Raw genomic sequence first — 19693 nt, forward strand, 5'->3', positions numbered from 1 at the left:
TGGGTTAGCCGAGTGACAGCGCCACCAAAGCTACGGTTGTTGCCACTTCGGTTGCGGCTCCTAAGACGTCGCCTGTGATGCCGCCGAAGCGACGTACGGAATGGCGCAGCAGGAAGAGCGCTGCGGCTACGGCCAGGGCTACGGCTAGTGGGCCCTGCCATGGGGGACTGTGGAGGGTCGCTGACGCGGCGACCAGGATGGCGGCGGTGGCGGCGATGGCGGGTGGGACCGTCTCGGCTACCAGGGCGCCCAAGCCCTCGGGGCGGGCGGCGGGGATGCCGCGGCGGCAGGCGAGGGGGATGGCCAGGCGGCCTGCGGTCCAGGCGATGATCAGTGCTGGTGGGGAGACGGTGCTGGCGGCGGCTGTCTGGATCAGCATCGTGGCCGTGATGGCGGCTACGCCGAAGGGGCCGATGTCTGACTTTTTCATGATTTCTAGGGCTGCCTCGCCTCGGCGGTAGGAGCCCAGGGCGTCGATGGTGTCGGCCAGGCCGTCCAGGTGCATGCCGCGGGTGAGCAGGGCCGCGGCGGTGACCGTTACGGCGGCGGCGACCAGGGCGGGAGCCTGTGCCTCGCGGAGCAGCCACAGCAAGGTGGCCAGGATCAGGCCCAGCAGGGCGCCCACCAAGGGGGCCGCGGCCATGGCCACGGCGGCGGTCGCGCGGTCCACGCGGCCGCCGCGGACGGGCAGGACGGTCAGGGTGGTGATGCTCAGCCGGAGGCCGTCGAGCAGTGTCACTCGGTGGTCGAGGCGGGGCCGGGGCCGTCGGGCTCCGGCTCGGCGAAGTCCACGTCGTCGTCGTTGGGGACGATCAGGTCGGTGGCGCCGCCGTCGCCCAGCTCCGACAACATCGCCGGGTGCACGGCGACGGTCTGGGCCAATCCGATTGCCGTACGCAGCAAGGGCAGCGTCGCCAGCGCGTTGGCGCCCTCGCCGAGGCCGAGGCCCAGGTCGAGCACCGGGGTCAGGCCCAGGAAGTCGCCGCCCTCCTTGACCAGCTGGAGGCCACCCGAGTCGGCCAGCAGGCACCAGTGTTTGGCCTGGCTGCCCAGGTCGCGGGCGATCAGGCTGGCGGCGACGCCGAGCGGGCCGTCGATGAGCACCGGCAGTTTGCGGGCGGTGGCGCCGAGCAGGGCGCCCACCGCGATGGCCATGTCGGCGCCGCCCAGCTCGCGGAGCAGGTCCTTGGCGCCGCGAGGCTCGCGGCGGATGCGGTGCAGGGCGTCGCGGACGGCGGAGGCGCGGCGCATCCACGACTCGTCGTCGTACGTGCCGCCGGGCAGCAGCACCCGGGGCAGGATGGCCACGGCCTCGGCGCCGGTGGTGGCGGCGGTGACCGCGGCCGCCACGGCGTCGGTGCCGACACCGATCGAGGCGAGCACGAGCAGGTCCTTGCCGGCGTCGGCGGCCGCCTCGGCCAGCTGCCAGCCGGTCTGCAGGTGGTGCTCGACCTCGTCGGCGGTCAGGACCGGGCCGTCCGCCATGGCCGTCGACTCGCCGGTGCGCAGGACGGCGATGTCCGCGCCGGCGGCGCCGGCCAGGCGGCTCAGGACGCCCTCGCCGTTCTCGACCTGGGCCACGCGGCGCTCGACGTCGACGAGGTCGTCGCCGGCGCCGGCCCCGCCCGCGTGCCGGGCCGAGAGCAGCAGGACGCGCGGGGACGACCACGGCCGCGGGGTGACGGTGCCCTGGGTGGCGGCGGCGAACTCGACCGCGCCGGCGAGGGCGCCCAGGCCGGAGCCGGGGAAGTCGACGGTGGCGAGGCGGTCGCGGGCCTCGGGGCCGGCCTCGGTGTCGGGCAGGGGCAGGTCCATGCCGGGCTCGAAGACGGGGCGGGCGCCGACGGCCGGCAGGCTCATCGTGGGCTCGTCCAGGACCCGGGCCAGCGGGGTCGTGTCGGTGGCGGCCACGACGGGGGCGGGCTGGATCGTGGGCGGCTCGACGACCGGCGGGGTGACCGGTGACGTAGCCGGCGGCGAGCCGGCCGGCGTCGCCGCGACCGGCGACGCGGAAGGGGCCGGCGTGGCCGGCGGCGCGGACACCGGCCCGTGGACCGTCGGCTCCGCCGGCTGCGGCCGGGTGGCCGTGTAATTCCGTACCTCTTCCGTCTTCAGCCAGACGGCCTGGCCCGCGACGACCAGCGCAACCCGGTCGCAAGCTTGCGCCAGGGCCTGATTCGTCGTGCCGAGAGCGTCGGCGAAAGCCCGGCCCACCGGCGTCGTCGGCACGAGGGCCAGGCCCACCTCGGGACTGACCAGCACGACACGCGCCTCACAGTCGCGGACCGCGGCGGCCAGAGCGGCCACATCGGCCTGGTCGTCGTTGGGCTGGCGGGCCGGGTCGAGCAGCGCGGCCACCCAGCCGCCCAGATCGTCGACCAGCAGCGTGTCGTCCGGCTTGGCCTCGGTCAGCAGCTCGGTCAGCCGGGCCGGGTCGGCGCCGGTCTCCTCGGTCGACCACGCCTGCGGGCGGCGCCGCTGATGCGTCTCGATCCGCTCCAGCCACTCCGGGTCGTCCTCGCCGCCCACGGCGGTGGCGACATATCGGACTGCGGGGGCGTCGGCCACGAGCGATTCCGCGAACTCGGATTTCCCGGAGCGGATCCCGCCGAGTACCAGGACGGTGTGCCACCGATCATCGGACATGCCCCGTACCTTAAGGCCGGGGCGCACAGCGTGACGCCGTAGGGTGGAGACGCACCGACCGAGGACGTGAGGGGGCGGCGAATGCCGTGGAGTTGGCGGTACGAGAACGTCGACGGGCAACCGGTTGCCGGTCCGCCGGAGACGTTCAGCAGCCAGTCCGACGCCGAGTCGTGGATCGGCCAGGAGTGGCGGCAGCTGGCCGAGTCCGGCGTGGCGGGTGTCGTGCTGGTCGAGGACGACCGGGTGGACTACCGGATGAGCCTGTTGCCGGCGGAGTGACGTGACATACGAACCGGTCTACACGCGGACGCCGCGCAACGCCTTCATCCCGAGCCCGGTCTTCGTCGGCATCGTCGCGATCTTCGCGGTGAGCGGCTGGATGACCTGGACGGGTTTCGGCAACGTACGGGTCGACGTCTTCCTGTTCATCGTCTCGGGCTGGCTGGTCTCGCTCTGCCTGCACGAGTACGCGCACGCGCTGATCGGATACTTCTCCGGTGACCACACCGTGGCCGAACGCGGCTACCTGCGGCTCAACCCGCTGAAATACACGAGCCCGCTGCTGTCCATCGTGCTGCCGGTCGTCGTGGTGATCCTCGGCGGCATCGGCCTGCCCGGTGGCGCCGTGTGGGTCGACCACCGGTACATCCGCAGCAAGGTCAAGGACTCGCTGATCAGCTTCGCGGGCCCGTTCACCAACGTGATCCTGGCGCTGGTGGTGTCGATCCCGTTCCTGATCGGCGTGGGGCCCGAGCTGGTGCCGTCGCTGGGCGGGTACGCCCTGACCGGCTCGGCCGACCACCTGGAGTTCTGGGCGGCGCTGGCCGCGCTCGCATTCCTGCAGATCACGGCCAGCGTGCTCAACTTTCTGCCCATCCCCGGGCTCGACGGTGGCGGGATCATCGCGCCCTGGATGAGCCCGGCCTACCAGCGGGCGTGGAACCTCTTCGCCCCGTACGGCTTCATCCTCCTCTTCCTGCTGCTCTGGCAGACGAAGGTGGGGCAGTGGTTCTACGACGTGGTGTTCTGGCTGGCCGAGCGGATCGGGCTGTCGGAAGCCCTGATCCGCGTCGGCCTCGAGCTCATGCGTTTCTGGTCGGGGTCCTGACCGCTACGGACGGCGGGCGGGGCTCTGCGTCTTCGCCGGGTCCCGCTCGACCACCTCGTCCAGAGCGGCGTCGATCGCCTTCATCAGGTCGGCGTCGAGTTTGACGCCCGCCGCGGCCGCGTTGTCACGCACCTGCTCCGGGCGGGACGCGCCGATGATGGCGGCCGAGACGTTCGCGTTCTGCAGCACCCACGCCACGGCCAGCTGGGCCAGCGACAGGCCGGCCTGCTCGGCCAGCGGCTGCAACTTGGCGACCGCGCCCAGCACCTCGTCATTCAGGTAGCGCTGGATGAAGCCGGCGCCGCCCTGCTGGTCGGTGGCCCGGGAACCCTCCGGCGGCTGCTGGCCGACCTTGTACTTGCCGGTCAGCACGCCCTGCGCGATGGGCGAGAACACGACCTGGCCGATGCCCAGCTCGATCGAGGTGGGCACCACCTCGGCCTCGATGACCCGCCACAACGCCGAGTACTGCGGCTGGTTCGACACCAGCGGGATCTTCAGGTCCTGCGCGAGTTCCCAGCCGGCCCGGATCTCCGACGCGGTCCACTCGGACACGCCGATGTAGAGGGCCTTACCGGACCGTACGACGTCGGCGAACGCCTGCATGGTCTCCTCGAGCGGCGTCGAGTAGTCGTAGCGGTGCGCCTGGTAGAGGTCGACGTAGTCGGTCTGGAGCCGGCCCAGCGACGCGTCGATCGACTCCATGATGTGCTTGCGGGACAGGCTGCGGTCGTTCGGTCCCGGCCCGGTCGGCCAGAACACCTTGGTGAAAATCTCCAGCCCGGCGCGGCGCTCACCCTTCAGCGCGCGGCCGAGAACCTCCTCGGCGCGCCCACCCGCGTACGCGTCGGCGGTGTCGAACGTGGTGATGCCGACGTCGAGGGCGGCCCGTACGCACTCGCGCGCGGCGTCCTCCTCGACCTGCGAACCGTGGGTGATCCAGTTGCCGTAGGCGATCTCACTGATGAGCAGGCCGGAACGGCCCAGATGACGAAACTCCATGCCCCGACACTATTGCCTTCTCACAGAACTGGCCGGGTGGCGGGCAGACGCCGCTCGATCTCCTCGATCACATCGGCCCGATCGGCGTGCGTCAGCTCGACCATCGGCGCGCCGTCCCGCCCGAGCGCACCCCACAGCCCGAACTTGTCGGCGACGAGGAAAGCGGCCGGGTGAATGCGAACCTCGGCATGCTCGAGAGGAAGCACAACCTGGCCCGTACGGTCGATGACGCCCTGCCTGCCGTCGCTCTCCACGACGGCCAGCCCGTCGACCGTGAACCCGTCGATCACGCCGCCGGTGGCGAGCGCGGTGGCGAACCGGTCGTACTTCGGCTCGACCACGACCAGCCCGTCCGCGTCGACAGCACCCCAGCCGTTCTCGTCCTCGAAGAGGACCGGCCCCGGACGCTCGCCCGGTTCACCCCCCAAGATCTCGGCTTCGGTACGGGGATAGGGCCCCCATCCCTCAGTCGTCAACCCGGTGATCGTGTCGAGGGCGAGCTCGATCCGCTCGACCAGATCCGGGTCGGTGCCCTTACGCAGGTCGAGAGCGGTCTCGAAGTGGTTGACGGCCTCCAGGTAGCGCCCCTGCTCGAACGCCGACCGCCCGGCGAGCTCATGCAGCTCGGCCTGAAGCCGCGTCGGAAGCTCAGGCGACGAGGCCTCGGCGTAGAGCCGGTCCGCCTCGGCGTACTCACCCCGCCAGTGCCGAACGTGAGCAAGCCGCCCCAGCACGGTGGCCAGCAGCACCGGATCATCGGCCCGCCGGGCATGCTCAAGCCCCGCCTGGGCGTCCTCCAGGGCCGGCTCAAGCTCGTCGAGCAGCCGCTCGGCGACGGCCCGCAGGCTCAGCAGCCGGGCCCGGACGGTGTCACGCTCGGCATACTCCAGCTTGTCGGTGAGCCGGTCGATGACCACCCCCATGGGGTCGGCCTCCTCGATCCGCTCCCGAAGCGTCGCCGGATCGAAGACCCACGGGTACGCCGAAAGAACCTGCTCCGGATCGGCCCGCCGATCCAGCGCCCCCACGGTGTCCCCACGCTGCCGAATGGGCACCGCCGGCACCCGAGGCACCGCCACCACACTGGGCGCGGCCGCCACCGCGCTCTCCGTCGCGGCCGGCTCAGCGGCGGTTTCTTCCACCTCAGCGGGCTCGGCTGCGGTTTCTTCGACCTCAGTGGGCTCGACGGCGGTTTCTGCCGGCTCAGGCTCGGCCGCTGTCTCCGGCGCGGGCTCCTCCGTCTGTTCCGTGGGTTCCGCGGCTACCAGCTCCGGCATCGAGTCGTCGACCAGCTCAGCGTCAACGATCTCGTCAGCGGGCTCTTCGACCGCATCCTCGGCCACCGGTTCCAGCAGCTCGACATCGACCGCGTCCCCGTCCTCTTCGGGTTCCGCCACACCGAACTCGGCCGAAGGCGCCTCAGCCACCTCCAGCAGCTCCTCGACCGCCTGCTCCACCTCAGCGTCATCGGCAGGAGCCCATTCCGGTCCCAGCTCGATCTCAAGAGATTCGGCTGAGTCCTCGCCACGGGCGGCGGACTCGTCAGCGTCACCCGGCTCAGCAGCCACAGCCTCGTCGACGCGGTCAGGCACGCCCGGCGAAACCTCGTCGATTTCAGGCTCGCCTTCGCCGCTCTCCGCTACGTCCGCAGACTCGTCGGCCTCCTGCTCCACCGACGCAGCGAAGGCCGCATCGACGTCCTCGACTCGCTCGGGCTCGGTCACGGAAGGCCGGAAGTCCTCCGGTTCAGGCTTTGCGGCTCCATAGCCCTCAGCATCGGTGACCGCCTCAGCGGCCGAGGCGGTGTCTACCTCTACGGCTTCACCGTCGATGGCGGACGGCTCGTCCGTCCACGCAGGTGTGGTCTCGCTGTCGGTCGTAGGCGGTGCTGCCTGCGGTTCCTCGACGGCAAGCTCATCTGCGGGTTGATCCCCCTGCGCTTCAACGACCTCACTGTCGGCACTATCGGCGCTGAGCAATTCGGCTTTTGATTCTGCCGCGGGGAGGTCGGTGGTGAGCTGCGGGTCCTCCAGCTCTGTGGCGAGAACGTCGGTCTCGAGCTGGGGGTTCTCCGGGTCTGTGGCGGCTACGTCCGGTGCGAGCTGGGGAGTCTCGGCGTCTACGGTGCGGTGGTCGACGGTCGGCTGGTCTGCCGGCGGCATCTCGGCCGGGTGATCGACAGGCTGGTCGGCCTCGGGCTCCGCGGCCGGGGCGAGATCCTCCGCTGTGTGCTCGGGCGCTTGCGGGTAGGCCTCGGGTTCGGTGGCCGGGTGGGTGCCGAGATTCCCCGCCGCGGGCTCGGGTGCGTGCGAATAGGCCTCGGGCTCGGCCAGCAGCTCGGTGGTGGGCGGGAGCGCCTCCGGATCCGGGACCAGGTCAGCGGGGACGGACTCGTCCGCTGGGAAGTCTGCTGTGGTGGGAGGCGCGACGGCGTACTGGTCGGCCTCGGGCTCCTCGGGGTCAGCCTCGTGGGCGTCCTCGTCCGCGGCGAGCTCGTCGTCGGCGGGTGGGACGAACCAGTTCTGCTTCTCGGGGATGGCGCTGACCGGGCGGATCTCTTCGGGCTCGGGCTCCGCTACGACCGGCTGCTGCTCGAGCATTGCCAGCAGCGGCTCCGGCGGAGGGAGAGGGGTCACCGCGCCGAGACCGCTCTGGGACAGGAGCCAGCCGAGGCCGCGAGGTTCCTCGGCTGCGGGCGTGGCGATGGTGGGCGTCGCGGAGCTGGACGTCTCGCCGGCGGGACGTTCGATCGGCGTCTCGGTGATCGGTGCCTCGGCGGCGGGCGTCGCTGTGGCGGATGCGTCGACGGTGAGAGGACCGGCGACCGGGCCGGTCGGCAGGGGGCGGTCGGTGGGCAGTGACGAGACCGGGCTGACCGACGGGTCGTAGTGGTCGGCGGGTGCGCTGTCGGCGTCGGCGACCAGGTACGGCGGCGCGGTGACGGGCTCCGGACGGTCGAACTCGGCGGCGTCCCGGCCGGGCGCGATCGTCAGGTCCGCGTGCGGTTGGTAGGCGGGCTCCGGCTCGTAGTACTCGTCCTGCCGGAACTCGGCGGGCACCGTCCCGTGCCGCGAGGCGTTCGCGTCGAAGTCGCCCGGGGCGGACACCGGCTGCACCGGGGAACCATGCGCTCCCAGGATCGGCTGACCGGGAACCGCCGCCCCGGAGACCGGATGCGCCGGGTCTTGAGGCCGTACGGGAGAAGCGGGAACCTGCGACTGCCCAGCGTGCGGGTGGTCGCCCCAGGCCGAACCGGCCTGCACGCCGCCCGAAGCCGGCCACACCGGTTCCCCGGGCTGCGCAATCCCGGAGTAGGGCCGGACAGCGCCGGAGGTCGGATGCGTAGGTCCGGATATGGGTTGGGCGGGTCCCGATATGGGTTGGGCGGGGCCGGATGTTGGGTGCGTGGGTCCGGATGCGGGTTGGGCGGGGCCGGAGGTCGGGTGTGTCGGTCCCGATACCGGCTGGGCAGGGCCTGAAGCGGGTCCAGCCATGGGCCGGGTGATGTCGGGCGCGGACTGCGTGGGACCGGATACGGGCCACGTGGGGCCGGAGTCGGGCCGTGCGGGTCCCGACGTGGGGCGAGCAGGTCCAGAGGCCGGGTGGACCGGTCCAGGAACGGGATGAGCCTGGTCGGTCGGGCCAAATTGGCCGGGAATGACTGGGGGCGGCGTCGTACCCGCTGTCGGCCAGGCCGGTTCTTCCGCGTAGGTAGGCGATGAGACGGGGACGTTCGGTCCCGCGTATGCCGATGGTGCCGGGGCGGTGGGCGGATAAGCCGGGGCCGACGGCGGCCAAGCCGATGCGCCGGGATCTGCCGCGGCGGAAACGGGCCTGGAGACCGGATGCGCAGGTGCGGAGATGGGCGGCACTGGTCCGGAGACGGGCGGCACAGGTGCGGAGACGGGCGGCACCGGCTCGGAGACGGGCGGCACGGGTGCGGAGACGGGCGGCACGGGTGCGGAGACGGGCGGCACGGGTCCGGAGGTGGGCGGCACGGGTCCGGATACGGGCGGCACGGGTCCGGAGACCTGGTGTGTGGGTCGGGGGATGGGCTGCGTGAGTTCTGGAACCGGGTGGGCGGGGCCGGAGACCGGGCGGGTCGGTTCGGCGGCGGGGTAGGTGGTGCCGGGGGCGGAGTAGCTCCGGGCCGCCTGCGGTGGCTGGGGTGGCGTGGACATGGGGCGGCCAGGGCCTGCGTGCGCCGGTTGTGCCGGGATCGAGGGTGGCTGAGGGGCGGAAGCGGCGGGCTGGGCCGGGACCACGGGGTTCTGGGCCGCGACCGGATGGATCGGGGCCGACACCTGGTGGGCCGGGGCTGAGACCTGGTGGGCTGAGACCTGGTGGGCCGGGGCCGACACCTGGTGGGCCGGGGCCGAGACCTGGTGGGCTGGGACCGAGACCTGGTGGGCTGGGACCGAGACCTGGTGGGCCGGGGCCGGTGCGGAGACCGGGCGGACCGGGGTGGGGGAAGGGATGGCTGAGCCTGGGGCCGTGGGGTACAGCGGCGCCGGGTCGGCGGGGCGCTGCGGGGTGACGCGCGTGGGCTGTGGGGCCGGACGGGACTCGACGGGGGTGCCGCGCTCTTGGGGGGCGGGGCGCAGGTCGAAAGGTGCCTCCGAGTTGCGGCCGTCGCGCTGGCCGGGGGCCGGACGCTGGCCCGGGCGAAGCGGGAAAGCGTCGGCGGGGGCCGGGAGGGCGTTGCCGTAGGCGCCGGAAGTGGCCGGGGAAACCGGGCGCGGGGTGTCCTGTTGCTGCTCTTCGGGGGTGTGGCGGCGGCCGTAGTGCGCGCTGGGGGTGGCGGCCGGTGGGCGTGCGGCGCCGTACACGCCGGGTGAGGTGGCGCGGCCGGAGGCCTGCGTCGGCGCGGGGGAGTTCGGAGCCTGGTACGGCTGGGGGGTTTGCGGATCGGACGACGAGCGAGGGTCGCCGGGGGCCTGCATGCCGGGCGGGTAGGGCGGCTGCGGCACCACGGCGGCGCGGAAAGCGTCGCGCTGAGGGACGTCGCGCTGAGGGACGTCGCGCTGAGGGACGTCGCGCTGAGGGACGTCGCGCTGAGGGACGTCGCGCTGAGGGACGTCGCGCTGTTGGGCGGCGGGCTGGGAGCCGCGCTGAGGGAGATCGCGCGGGGGCAGGTCGCGCTGCGGGGAGACGCCGCGCTGTGGGAGGTCGCGCGACGGCACGTCGTACTGCTGAGGAGCCGGCTGGGCGGCGCCGCGCTGGGGAAGGTCCCGGGCGTCGCGGTGAGCTTGGTCCCGCGGGGGCAGGTCGCGCTGCTGAGCGGCGGGCTGGGAGCCGCGCTGGGGCAGGTCGCCGGCGTCGCGCTGGGAGCCGTGTTGGGGCAGGTCGCGGGCGTCGCGCTGCGGCAGGTCGTGGGCGTCGCGCGGAAGTAGGTCACGGGCGTCGCGCGAGGGGAGGCCGTGCGTGTCGCGCGAGGGCAGATCGCGGGCGTCGCGCGCGGGAAAGTCGCGGGCGTCGCGCGAGGGGAAGTCGCGGGCGTCGCGCTGGGAAGGATCGGGATGGGGGCGCTGGGAAGAGTCGGGCTGGGGGCGCTGGGTGTGGCGCTGCGGAAGCTCGGTGGGGGACGAGGTTCGGGGGTCGCGGTGGGGTAGGTCCGGCTGGTGGGGGATGTTCCAGCCCTCGCCGCCGGCGGGGGACTGGGGGCGGCCGTAGACCGGGGCCGTGCCTCGGCGCTGGTCGGGGGTGGGGCGTGCGTCCGCCGGGCGGGCAGGGTCGGGAGTCTGGTCGCGCGGGGGCATGGGGTGGCTCTGGGCCGGGCGGTTCCACAGGGGCTGGGTGCGCTCGGACGGGTCCTGCGGCGGTGTGCCGTACGAGCTGGAGTGCTGCGAGCCGCCACCCTGCGCGCCGGGGTAGGGCGCGCCGGGGTAGGGCGCGCCGGGGTAAGGAGAGCCTTGGGCGCCGGAATAGGAAGGGGCGGCGCCCTCCCACGCCGGCCGGGCGCCGCCCGGCGATCCGGGCTGCGGGCTCTGGTAAGGCGTGGTCTCCCGGTGCTGAGGTTCGCGGAACTGAGTCTCGCGAGGCTGAGTCTCACGAGACTGCGGCTCACGAGACTGCGGCTCACGAGACTGCGGCTCACGAGACTGCGGCTCACGAGACTGCGGCTCGCGGAGCTGGGGGTCGCGAGGTTGGGGCTCGCGAGGCTGGGGTTCACGGGACTGAGGGTCCCGGAGCTGCGGCTCACGGAGCTGGGGAGCGCGGAACTGCGGATCGTCGTTCTGCACGGGCCTGTGTGCGTACCTCGTCGGGGGCTGATCTTCCGGGCTGGACCATGAAGCGGGTGAGGCGCCGTCCGACGCCTCGTAGACCGGGGTGTGCACTGCCTTGCGGCGGCCGGGGTCGCCGGGGTAGCGCTGGCCGGGTACGGGCTCCCACTCCCAGGTGATCTCGTAGACCCACGCGGGCTCGTCGGCCCAGGCGCCCCAGCTGCTGGCGCCGCCGTTCGAGGAGGAGGGGTCCGAAGAGCCCCAGCCCTTCATTGGCGACGCTCCGTCACGGCGAAATCCACTTCTGGTCGTAATTGTGATGCAGCCGTTCGGAGACCCGGATAAGGTCACCCGGCTCCGCTGGGTGGGAGAAGGAAAAAGGCACTAGGAGGTTAACGGCGTGAGCGGGACTGACGCCAGGGTGCTGACTGTCTCTACGTTCGGTGCTCTGGTCTGGTCGGGTTTCCGGCGGTATGCGACCTATCGCCAGGCCACCGCCGCCGGAGCGTTCACCAACATAGTCTTTGGCTTTCTCCGCTGCTACGTGCTCCTGGCCGTGGCGGCGGGCGCGCCGGGCGGCCGGCCCGGCGGATATGACACCGAGCAGCTCGCCACGTTCGTCTGGGTGGGCCAAGGGTTACTCGCCGTGGTGAGCATCTGGGGATGGACCGACCTTTCCGACCGGATCCGTACGGGTGATGTCGCGGCCGACTTGTTACGGCCGCTCTCGCCCGTGACCGCCTATCTCGCCGCCGATCTGGGCCGGGGCCTGCACGCCCTGCTCACCCGGTTCGTTCCGCCGGTGATCGCGGGGGCGGTCTTCTTCGGCCTTCGGGAGCCCGAGCGCTGGCAGACCGTGCCTCTGTTCGCGGTCTCCGTCGTACTCGCGGTGGTCGGCTGTTTCGGGTGCCGCTATCTGGTCAACGCCACCGCCTATTGGCTGCACGACGCCCGTGGCCCCATCGGCTTCTGGACCTTGGCCAGCGGCGTGCTGGCCGGCCTCTACTTCCCGCTGCGCCTGCTCCCGGACTGGCTGACCGTCACCCTCTGGGTGTGCACCCCGCTGCCCGGCCTGCTCCAGACTCCCCTGGATGTGCTGATCGAGCGCGACGGCCCCGCGACCCAGGCGAGCTTGGTCGCGCTGCAGGCGGTGTGGGCCGCCGTCATGCTGGCGGCTGCCCATCTTGTCCAGAAGAAGGCGGAGAGGAAGTTGGTGATCCAGGGTGGGTAACCCGTATGCGGCCCTCCTGGGCGCCAAATTCCGCTCGATGGCCAGCTACCGGGCCAGCTTCGCCATGGAGCTGATCACCAACGCGGCCGGTACGGTCATCGACGTCGCCACCATCTTCGTCCTGTTCGGCGCGGCCACCACGATCGGCGGGTTCGACCTGGCCGGGGCGCTGATGATGACCGGCATCACGAGCGCCGGTTTCGTCCTGGCCGACATGACGGTCGGCAACATCGACGACCTGAAGAGGTACGTCCGTAGCGGCGCCCTCGACGCGGTCCTGGTCCGCCCGCTCGGGGTCCTGCCCCAGCTGGTCTGCATGGATCTGCCGGTCCGCAAGATCATGCGCCTGTTCGTGGGACTCAGTGTGCTGGTCGCCGCGGTCGCCATGAACGACATCGACTGGTCTCCGGCCCGGGTGCTGTTGCTGGCCGTCTCACCCGTCTCGGCCGGCGTCTTCTTCGGGTCGCTCTTCGTGATCGCCGGCAGCTTCGCGTTCTGGTGGGTGGAGTCGGGCGAGGTCGGCAACGGTTTCACGTACGGTGGCCGCGACTTCGCGTCGTACCCGGTCACCGTGTACGGCGGGTGGTTCCGGGCGGTTTTCGCGTACGCCCTGGGCTTCGCCTTCGTCGCCTATCAGCCGGCCCTGGTGATCCTGGGCCGATCCGATCCGCTGGGCCTGCCGGCCTGGGCGGGATACACCGCGCCGCTGGTCGCGCTGGCCGCGGCGGCGATCGCCGGGCTGGTGTGGCGTACCGGCGTCCGTCACTACCGGAGCACCGGCTCATGATTCACATGGAAGACCTGCGGAAAGATTTCACCGTACGCGTGAAGGCCGGCCGCCTGAGACGCGAGAAGCGCACCGTGAGCGCGGTCGACGGGGTGAGCCTGGCCATCGAGCGGGGCGAGATGGTCGGCTACATCGGCCCGAACGGCGCCGGCAAGTCGACGACGCTGAAGATGCTCACCGGCGTGCTCGCCCCGACCAGCGGTGACGTGCGCGTGTGCGGCCTGGAACCCGTACCCCAGAGAACGAAGTTGGCCCTGGAGATCGGTGTCGTCTTCGGGCAGCGCTCGCAACTCTGGTGGGACCTGCCCCTGGGCGAGTCGTTCCGGCTGCTCCGGCACATCTACCGGGTCGACCCGGCGGCCCACCGGGAGCGGCTGAAAAGGTGCCGCGTGCTGCTCGACCTCGACGAGTTCATGGACACCCCGGTGCGGCAGCTCTCGCTCGGCCAGCGCATGCGGGGCGAGCTCACCGCCGCCCTGCTGCACGGTCCCCAGGTGCTGTTCCTGGACGAGCCGACGATCGGCCTGGACGTGGTGAGCAAGCAGGCGGTCCGCTCGTTCCTGGGCGATCTCGGCCGCGGTGGTGACGTGACGCTGGTGCTGACCACGCACGACCTGGCCGACATCGAGCGGCTGTGCCGCCGCCTGGTGGTCATCGACCACGGTCACGTCGTGCACGACGGCACGATCGAGGAGCTTCATTCCCGGTACGGTTCCCGGCGGCGCCTGGTCGTCGACCTGGACACGCCGCTGCCGCCCGGCTTCGTGCTGCCCGGGGCGACCCTGACCGGCACCGAGGCGGACGGGCACCGGGTGACCTTCACGCTCGACTCGATCGCCGCCGGCGCCGCGGTGGCCGGGCTGGCCGGCGCGGCCGCCGTGCGTGACCTGTCGGTGGTCGAGCCGGACATCGAGGACGTCGTCGCGAAGCTCTACACCGCGTCCCGCTAAGGATCTCCGGCGCCCGGCCGATCACGTCACACCATGAGGTCGTTGATCGCCGCCGCCACCGCCGCGGCTCTCCTGCTGGGCGCTCCGGTGCCGGCGGCCGCGGCGCCGTCGCCCGAGAGGCTGCTCAACGGCTCGGCCAAGGCCGATCTTGCGGGCTGGTCGGTGGCCTCGGAGTCCGGCTCGGTCACCCTGCGGCGGGTCACCGCCCTGAAGGGCGGGCCCGCCACGACCGGGGTCGAGGTGCGGAGCGAGGGTGGTTCCGGTTCTTGGGCGTACGCGTTGAGCACGCTCAAGATCCCGGCATTCGAGGTGGGGCGGACCTATCGGATGACGGCGTACGTGCGTGACCTCGGCGGGGCCGGCCGGCGGTACGGGATGCTGCTGGCCAACGGGGCCTGGCAGAACCGGCCCACGAAGGTCTCCGAGTACGTGAGCCCGGCGACCGCCAAGTGGCAGCGGATCACCCGTACCTTCATGGCCACGGCTTCCGGCGCGGCCGACACCTCGCTGTATTTCGCGCTGCCGGCCTCGGGCGCCTTCACGGTGCAGATCACCGGTGCTTCTGTGCGGCCTGTCACGGCGTACACCCCAAGAAGCGTGCGAAGCGCACCAACCCGGACCATCGGTTTCGCCGGCGCCGAAGGCACCGAGCCCGACGCCACGGTCTGGAACCGGCAGACCGGGGCCGGCGGCTGGGGGAACGGCGAACGGCAGACCTACACCAGCAGTACGGCGAACGCCCAGGTCGACGGCTCGGGAAACTTGAAGATCACCGCGTTGCGGACGGAGGACGGTGGCTACACGAGCGCCCGGCTCACCACGCAGGGCAAGGTGACGGTCGCGCCCGGCTCGTACGTCGAAGCCGCGATCACCGCACCCACCGGCGAGGCCGTCTGGCCCGCGTTCTGGCTGCTCGGCGCGAACATGCCGAGCGTCGGCTGGCCGGCCTGCGGCGAGCTCGACATCTTCGAGGGCACCGGCAGCGAGCCGAACCTGGCCAAGTCGGCCGTGCACCTGGCCGGCCGGTCGTACGACTGGAGCGAGGGCACCACCGACCTGGGTGTGCCGCTGGACGCGGGCAGCCACCGCTTCGGCGTGTATTTCGACGCCACCACCGTGCGTTTCTATGTCGACCGGAAGCCGACGATGGTCCTGTGGGCCTCCGACGTCACCGCCGCGGGGCGTACGTGGCCGTTCGCCAAGCCGCAGTTCATGCTGCTCAACGTGGCCGTCGCGGGCGACGCGACACCGACCTTCGACGCTCGCACGATGACGGTCGGCCCCATCTCCATCTGGCGTGGTGGCGTACCCGCTTGACGGCCGGTGGGGCGCGTCGTAGATTACCAATCGGTTATGAAAACTGATTTGGACGCCACCTTCGCCGCGCTGGCCGACCCCACGAGGCGGGCCCTGCTGGCCCGCCTCGCCCACGGCTCGGCCACCGTCACCGAGCTGGCCGAGCCGTTCGCGATGACCCAGCCGGCGATCACCAAGCACCTGAAGGTCCTCGAGCGGGCCGGCCTGATCTCGCGTGGGCCGGGCAACCGGCGCGCGCCCTGCCGCCTGGAGGCGCGGCCGCTGCGCGAGGCCGTCGACTGGTTGCAGGACTACCGCTCGTACTGGGAGGAGTCCTTCCGGCGACTCGACGAGGTGCTGGCCTCCCTTCCGATCGACGAGGAACCGTGAGCGGCCTGAGCGTGGCCGCGCCCGGCGACCGCGACATCGTCCTCACCCGGGCTTTCGCGGCGGCGCCCTCCCGGGTCTTCGCCGCGTGGACCCAGCCCGCCCTGCTGACCCGCTGGTACGGCGCCCGGGGCTGGCATCTGGTCGAATGCGAGATCGACCTGCGGGTGGGCGGCGCCTACCGGTTCGTCAGCGAGGGCCCCGGCGGCGACCGGATGACCCAGCGTGGCACCTACCGCGTGGTCGACCCGCCCCACCGGCTGCTGCACACCGAGCGCTTCGACGACCAGTCGTACCCCGGCGACACCCTGATCAGCCACGAGTTCCGCGCCGAGGGCGCCGGAACCGTGCTGACCACCGTCATCCGCTACGCCACTCCGCTCGGCCGCGAGCGTGCGCTTTCCTACCCCATGGAGCGCGGGCTCGGTGAAGGATTCGAACGTCTCGACGCCCTGCTCTGAAGGAGGAACATCGTGAACTGGACCCTGGAAGTCGTCGTCGTCCCCGTCACCGACCTCGACCGTGCGAAACAGTTCTACGCCGACCGGCTCGGCTTCCACGTCGACCACGACACCAGCTTCGGTGACGACGTCCGCATCATCCAGCTCACCCCGCCCGGCTCCGGCTGCTCGGTGGTGATCGGCAAGGGCGCGGTGCCCGAGATGGCGCCGGGCTCGCTGCGGGGCCTCCAGCTGGTCGTGCCGGACATCCGCAAGGCGCACGCGGAACTGGTCGAACGCGGCGTCGAGTGCAGCGAGGTGCAGACCCTCGGCCAGAATCCGTACCCCGTGGCGGACCCGCTGGACAACGTCGGCTTCGTCTTCTTCAGCGACCCCGACGGCAACGGCTGGGCCGTCCAGCAGATCTCCACCCGTGGCTAGCGATGCTCCATGACGAGTACGGCCCAGGCGGGCTCCAGCGCCTCGTAGGAGTGCGGCACGTCGCCCGGGAATGACACGTAGTCGCCGGGTCCCAGCTCCACCTGCTCGCCGGCCGGTCCGGCCAGGATCCGGCCGGCCGCCACCACCAGATGCTCGACGCTGTCCGGGATGTGCGCGGCCGCCTCGCGCGGCTCACCCGGCGCCAGCTCCATGACGTAGAGATCCCGCCGCGCGTGCGCCGACCCGGCGGCGAGCAGCGTGGCCACCACGTCGGCCCGGTCGGACTGCACCCGCGGCCCCTCACCGGCCCGGATCACCCGCACCCGCGTCGGCGGCGGCTCGACCAGCCGGCTGAACGGCACCCCCAGCGCCACCCCGAGCGACCACAGCGTCTCGATGCTCGGGTTCCCGGTGCCGGCCTCCAGCTGCGACAGCGTCGACTTGGCCAGCCCCGCCCGCCGCGCCAGCTCGGCCAGCGAGATCCCCGCCCGCTCCCGCTCCCGCCGCAGAGCCGCGGCAATCGTGGCCAGCGGAGGCGCCGATTCGTGCATGTTCGCTCCATCGATCGAGTCGTTCGGTTTGACGAACGCAGCAGACATCGTTCAATATCCTGAACCATGCGTACGTTACAGCGAACGCCCCCGCGCGCCCCCGCCGACCGTGCGCTGCTCCGCGACGCCGCCGCCATCGGCCTGGCGATGATCGCCGTAGGCGCCTCCTTCGGCGCCATCACCATCGCCTACGGCCTGCCCACCTGGCTCCCGTTCGCCATGTCCACCATCGTCTTCGCCGGCGGTTCCCAGTTCCTGGCGGTCGGCTTGTTCGCCGCCGGCAACCCCATAGCCGCCGTCCTCGCCGGCCTGCTCCTGAACGCCCGCCACCTCCCGTTCGGCATGGCCCTGGGCACGGCCATGGGCCCCCGCCTCCGCGACCGCGTCATCGGCAGCCACCTGATGACGGACGAGGTGGTCGCCTTCACCCTGGCCGAGAAGACCCCACCCCGCCGCCGCCACACGTACTGGCTGATCGGCACAACGCTGTTCACTTCATGGAACACAGGCACCGCCCTAGGCGTCCTCTTGGGCGGCGCCGTCTCCGACACCGACGCGTTGGGCTTGGACGCCGCTTTCCCCGCCGCCTTGATAGCCCTGATCCTGCCGTCCTTGAAAGACCGCCAAACCCGCCTGGTAGCCCTAACCGGCGCCGTAACAGCTATAGCCTTGACCCCACTGCTCCCAGCCGGCCTACCAATCCTCTGCGCCTTGCTGGGCTTACTCACCCTGCTCCGCCACCCCAGCCGCCACCCCAGCGGCCCAGCTGCTCCGCCCGCTCCGCTACCCAACGTCGCGCCGCCCCCGAAGACCGCGTCCGCCTCGAAGACCACAGCCCGCAAGGCCGCCTCCGCGCCGGACCCTGCCTCCGCGCCCGCGCCAGACGCCGCCTCCGCGCCCGCGCCAGACGCTGCCTCCGCGCCCGCGCCAGACGCTGCCTCCGCGCCCGCGCCAGACGCCGCCTCCGCGCCCGCGCCAGACGCCGCCTCCGCGCCCGCGCCAGACGCCGCCTCCGCGCCCGCGCCTGACGTAGCCTCCGGGTCAGATCTTGCGTCCGCGCCGGACGTCAAGTCGGACGTAGCCTCCGCGCCGGGCGTTGTCTCCGCGCCAGACGTTGAGCCGGACCTTGTCTCGCCGCCGGACCTTGCGTCCGCGCCGGACGTAGCCTCCGCGCCGGACGTAGCCTCCGCGCCGGGCGTTGTCTCCGCGCCGGACGTTGCATCCGACCCTGACGTCGCCTCGGCTCGCCTCGCCGGCCACTCTCACTCCGCGAAAGAGTTCCGATGCTGATCGCCGCTGTCCTCGTTCTGGGCCTGGGCACCTACACCATGCGCCTGGGCGGCGTCCTGCTCCGCGAACGGCTGCACCTCTCCGACACCGTCCAGCGCCTGCTCCCCATGGCGGCCGCGGCCCTGCTGGCCGCCCTGGCCGCCACCTCCACGATCATGGCCGGCAGTCACTTCGCCGGCCTGGCCCGCCCCACCGGCGTAGCCGTGGGCGCCCTCCTCGCCTGGCGCCGAGCGCCCTTCGTCGTCGTCGTGGTCGCCGCCGCCGCTTCCGCGGCTCTACTACGCCTGGCCGGCCTTCCCTGATCCCGCCGGGGCGTGAAGGTGAAGTGACTCGATGAACCAGTCGAAGACCGGTGCGAGCGAAGGCACGGCCGGCCACCCGTTGATGGTGGAGATGAGTCGCCAGTACTGCTCGACGCGTGGTTCGTTCGCGATCTCCAGTCGCCTCAGCAGCTCGGCGCGGTATTCCGGGCTGTCAGTTCTTCCGAACGTGTCGGCATAGCGGCCCGCGAGCTCAGCGACGATGACACCGGCCGCCTCCGACGCGGGGGAGATCCCGGCCGTCACCGCCGCCGTCACACGGTCGCGGACGTACCCGGTCAGTTCGTGGTGAAGTCCGGTCCGACCGCCGCCGGCGCGCTCGGACGCTTGGTGCTCGGCCATCCGCCGTACGCCTGCTCGGAAATCGGTGTCCTGAACGAGCTCAGCGAGTTCGATCCACGCCTCCACCTGCTCGGCGTTCGGTTCGTCGGGCAGGTTCGGCATGGCCGAGTGCAGAAGGCCGACCAGCTCAGGATTGGCGTCGACGTCACCGAACGCGCTGTCGATGAAGTCGTGGATGATCCGGTGACGTTCAGCTTCGGACAGTCGAAGGACGCGGTGCATGAGCTCCATCTCCTCGGTGCTGGAGTCCCGCTTCGCCACCAGGCGCAGAACCGTCCGTCGCGCCCTGAGCACCTGAATCTGCATGTCGATCGCCTCGGCATGGACAGCCGCCGCCTGCGACATGCTGACTTCCGAGGCAAGCACCCGCTGGATGGTGACCAGGTCAAGCCCCAACTCACGCAACGTGCGAATCATCTCGAGCCGAGTGATCGCGTCCGGGTCGTACCGCCGGTGGTTAGCAGAACTGCGGTGGTGAGGCGGCAGAACACCGGCATCCGAATAGAACCGAATCGTGCGCACCGCCATCCCGGTCCGCCGAGCCAGTTCCCCAATCGAATACAGCACCCCGCCATCCACGCCACCCACCTTCCACCCTCCACCAGATGGAGACGCAACCCCACAACCCACCCGGCACCCAGCGGGGAAGGGCAGATGGAAACGCAAGCCCAAAGCGCA

General features: G+C 71.7%; 18 protein-coding genes. 12 read left to right on the top strand and 6 right to left on the bottom strand.

The features are described from left to right. Positions 1–4: 4 nt before the first annotated feature. Together cobS and cobU are read right to left on the bottom strand one after the other, a co-directional pair. Positions 5–739: an adenosylcobinamide-GDP ribazoletransferase gene (cobS, locus tag AB0C26_RS26145; protein WP_360252618.1), complete on the bottom strand. Its 735-nt coding sequence runs from the start codon at positions 737–739 to the stop codon at positions 5–7. Further along, entirely contained in the window at positions 736–2646 is a 1911-nt protein-coding gene (cobU, locus tag AB0C26_RS26150) for a bifunctional adenosylcobinamide kinase/adenosylcobinamide-phosphate guanylyltransferase (RefSeq protein ID WP_360252621.1), read from the bottom strand. The genes cobS and cobU overlap by 4 nt, the downstream gene beginning before the upstream one ends. A gap of 81 nt (positions 2647–2727) precedes the next feature. Here cobU and AB0C26_RS26155 point away from each other — a divergent pair, with 81 nt between their 5' ends. Further along, positions 2728–2925: a hypothetical protein gene (locus AB0C26_RS26155; protein ID WP_097320010.1), complete on the top strand. Its 198-nt coding sequence runs from the start codon at positions 2728–2730 to the stop codon at positions 2923–2925. A 1-nt stretch (position 2926) separates the two neighbouring features. Continuing rightward, positions 2927–3754, top strand: a complete 828-nt coding sequence (locus AB0C26_RS26160) for a site-2 protease family protein (RefSeq protein ID WP_360252626.1) — start codon at positions 2927–2929, stop codon at positions 3752–3754. A 3-nt stretch (positions 3755–3757) separates the two neighbouring features. Here the strand turns inward: AB0C26_RS26160 and AB0C26_RS26165 are convergent, their stop codons facing one another. Both AB0C26_RS26165 and AB0C26_RS26170 read right to left on the bottom strand, forming a co-directional pair. Beyond that, entirely contained in the window at positions 3758–4756 is a 999-nt protein-coding gene (locus tag AB0C26_RS26165; RefSeq protein WP_360252629.1) for an aldo/keto reductase family protein, read from the bottom strand. A gap of 20 nt (positions 4757–4776) precedes the next feature. Then, the gene (locus AB0C26_RS26170; RefSeq protein WP_360252632.1) at positions 4777–7356 is read right to left on the bottom strand and encodes a hypothetical protein; all 2580 of its coding nucleotides are present in this window, start codon (positions 7354–7356) and stop codon (positions 4777–4779) included. A 2301-nt stretch (positions 7357–9657) separates the two neighbouring features. Between AB0C26_RS26170 and AB0C26_RS26175 the strand changes: the two genes are divergently transcribed. The 8 genes from AB0C26_RS26175 to AB0C26_RS26210 all read left to right on the top strand — a co-directional run bounded on the left by AB0C26_RS26175 (position 9658) and on the right by AB0C26_RS26210 (position 16512). Beyond that, entirely contained in the window at positions 9658–10149 is a 492-nt protein-coding gene (locus AB0C26_RS26175) for a hypothetical protein (RefSeq protein ID WP_360252635.1), read from the top strand. A 1231-nt stretch (positions 10150–11380) separates the two neighbouring features. Next, positions 11381–12211: an ABC-2 family transporter protein gene (locus tag AB0C26_RS26180; protein ID WP_360252638.1), complete on the top strand. Its 831-nt coding sequence runs from the start codon at positions 11381–11383 to the stop codon at positions 12209–12211. Beyond that, the gene (locus tag AB0C26_RS26185; protein WP_360252641.1) at positions 12204–12998 is read left to right on the top strand and encodes an ABC-2 family transporter protein; all 795 of its coding nucleotides are present in this window, start codon (positions 12204–12206) and stop codon (positions 12996–12998) included. Before AB0C26_RS26180 ends, AB0C26_RS26185 begins: the two co-directional genes overlap by 8 nt. Then, positions 12995–13948 (top strand): ATP-binding cassette domain-containing protein, encoded by a 954-nt coding sequence (locus AB0C26_RS26190; RefSeq protein ID WP_360252644.1) that lies wholly within the window; start codon positions 12995–12997, stop codon positions 13946–13948. The genes AB0C26_RS26185 and AB0C26_RS26190 overlap by 4 nt, the downstream gene beginning before the upstream one ends. A gap of 33 nt (positions 13949–13981) precedes the next feature. Then, positions 13982–15265, top strand: coding sequence for a glycoside hydrolase family 16 protein (locus tag AB0C26_RS26195; RefSeq protein ID WP_360252647.1), 1284 nt, complete (start codon positions 13982–13984; stop codon positions 15263–15265). Between the two features lie 36 nt (positions 15266–15301). Next, on the top strand, positions 15302–15634 hold the full coding sequence (locus tag AB0C26_RS26200) for a metalloregulator ArsR/SmtB family transcription factor (RefSeq protein WP_360252650.1): 333 nt from the start codon (positions 15302–15304) through the stop codon (positions 15632–15634). Continuing rightward, complete coding sequence (locus AB0C26_RS26205) at positions 15631–16092, top strand: SRPBCC domain-containing protein (RefSeq protein ID WP_360252653.1); 462 nt, start codon at positions 15631–15633, stop codon at positions 16090–16092. The genes AB0C26_RS26200 and AB0C26_RS26205 overlap by 4 nt, the downstream gene beginning before the upstream one ends. A gap of 12 nt (positions 16093–16104) precedes the next feature. After that, entirely contained in the window at positions 16105–16512 is a 408-nt protein-coding gene (locus tag AB0C26_RS26210; protein ID WP_360252656.1) for a VOC family protein, read from the top strand. Here the strand turns inward: AB0C26_RS26210 and AB0C26_RS26215 are convergent. After that, positions 16509–17063 (bottom strand): XRE family transcriptional regulator, encoded by a 555-nt coding sequence (locus AB0C26_RS26215; protein WP_360252659.1) that lies wholly within the window; start codon positions 17061–17063, stop codon positions 16509–16511. The two genes, AB0C26_RS26210 and AB0C26_RS26215, sit on opposite strands and share 4 nt — an antisense overlap. 66 nt (positions 17064–17129) lie before the next feature. Between AB0C26_RS26215 and AB0C26_RS26220 the strand changes: the two genes are divergently transcribed. Together AB0C26_RS26220 and AB0C26_RS26225 are read left to right on the top strand one after the other, a co-directional pair. Then, complete coding sequence (locus tag AB0C26_RS26220) at positions 17130–18353, top strand: AzlC family ABC transporter permease (protein WP_360252662.1); 1224 nt, start codon at positions 17130–17132, stop codon at positions 18351–18353. Then, positions 18347–18655: an AzlD domain-containing protein gene (locus AB0C26_RS26225; protein ID WP_360252665.1), complete on the top strand. Its 309-nt coding sequence runs from the start codon at positions 18347–18349 to the stop codon at positions 18653–18655. Before AB0C26_RS26220 ends, AB0C26_RS26225 begins: the two co-directional genes overlap by 7 nt. Here AB0C26_RS26225 and AB0C26_RS26230 read toward each other — a convergent pair. After that, positions 18632–19594 (bottom strand): MerR family transcriptional regulator, encoded by a 963-nt coding sequence (locus tag AB0C26_RS26230; protein WP_360252668.1) that lies wholly within the window; start codon positions 19592–19594, stop codon positions 18632–18634. The two genes, AB0C26_RS26225 and AB0C26_RS26230, sit on opposite strands and share 24 nt — an antisense overlap. Between the last annotated feature and the right edge of the window lie 99 nt (positions 19595–19693).

It is taken from the genome of Actinoplanes sp. NPDC048796 (genome assembly GCF_040650035.1).
GTDB lineage: Bacteria > Actinomycetota > Actinomycetes > Mycobacteriales > Micromonosporaceae > Actinoplanes.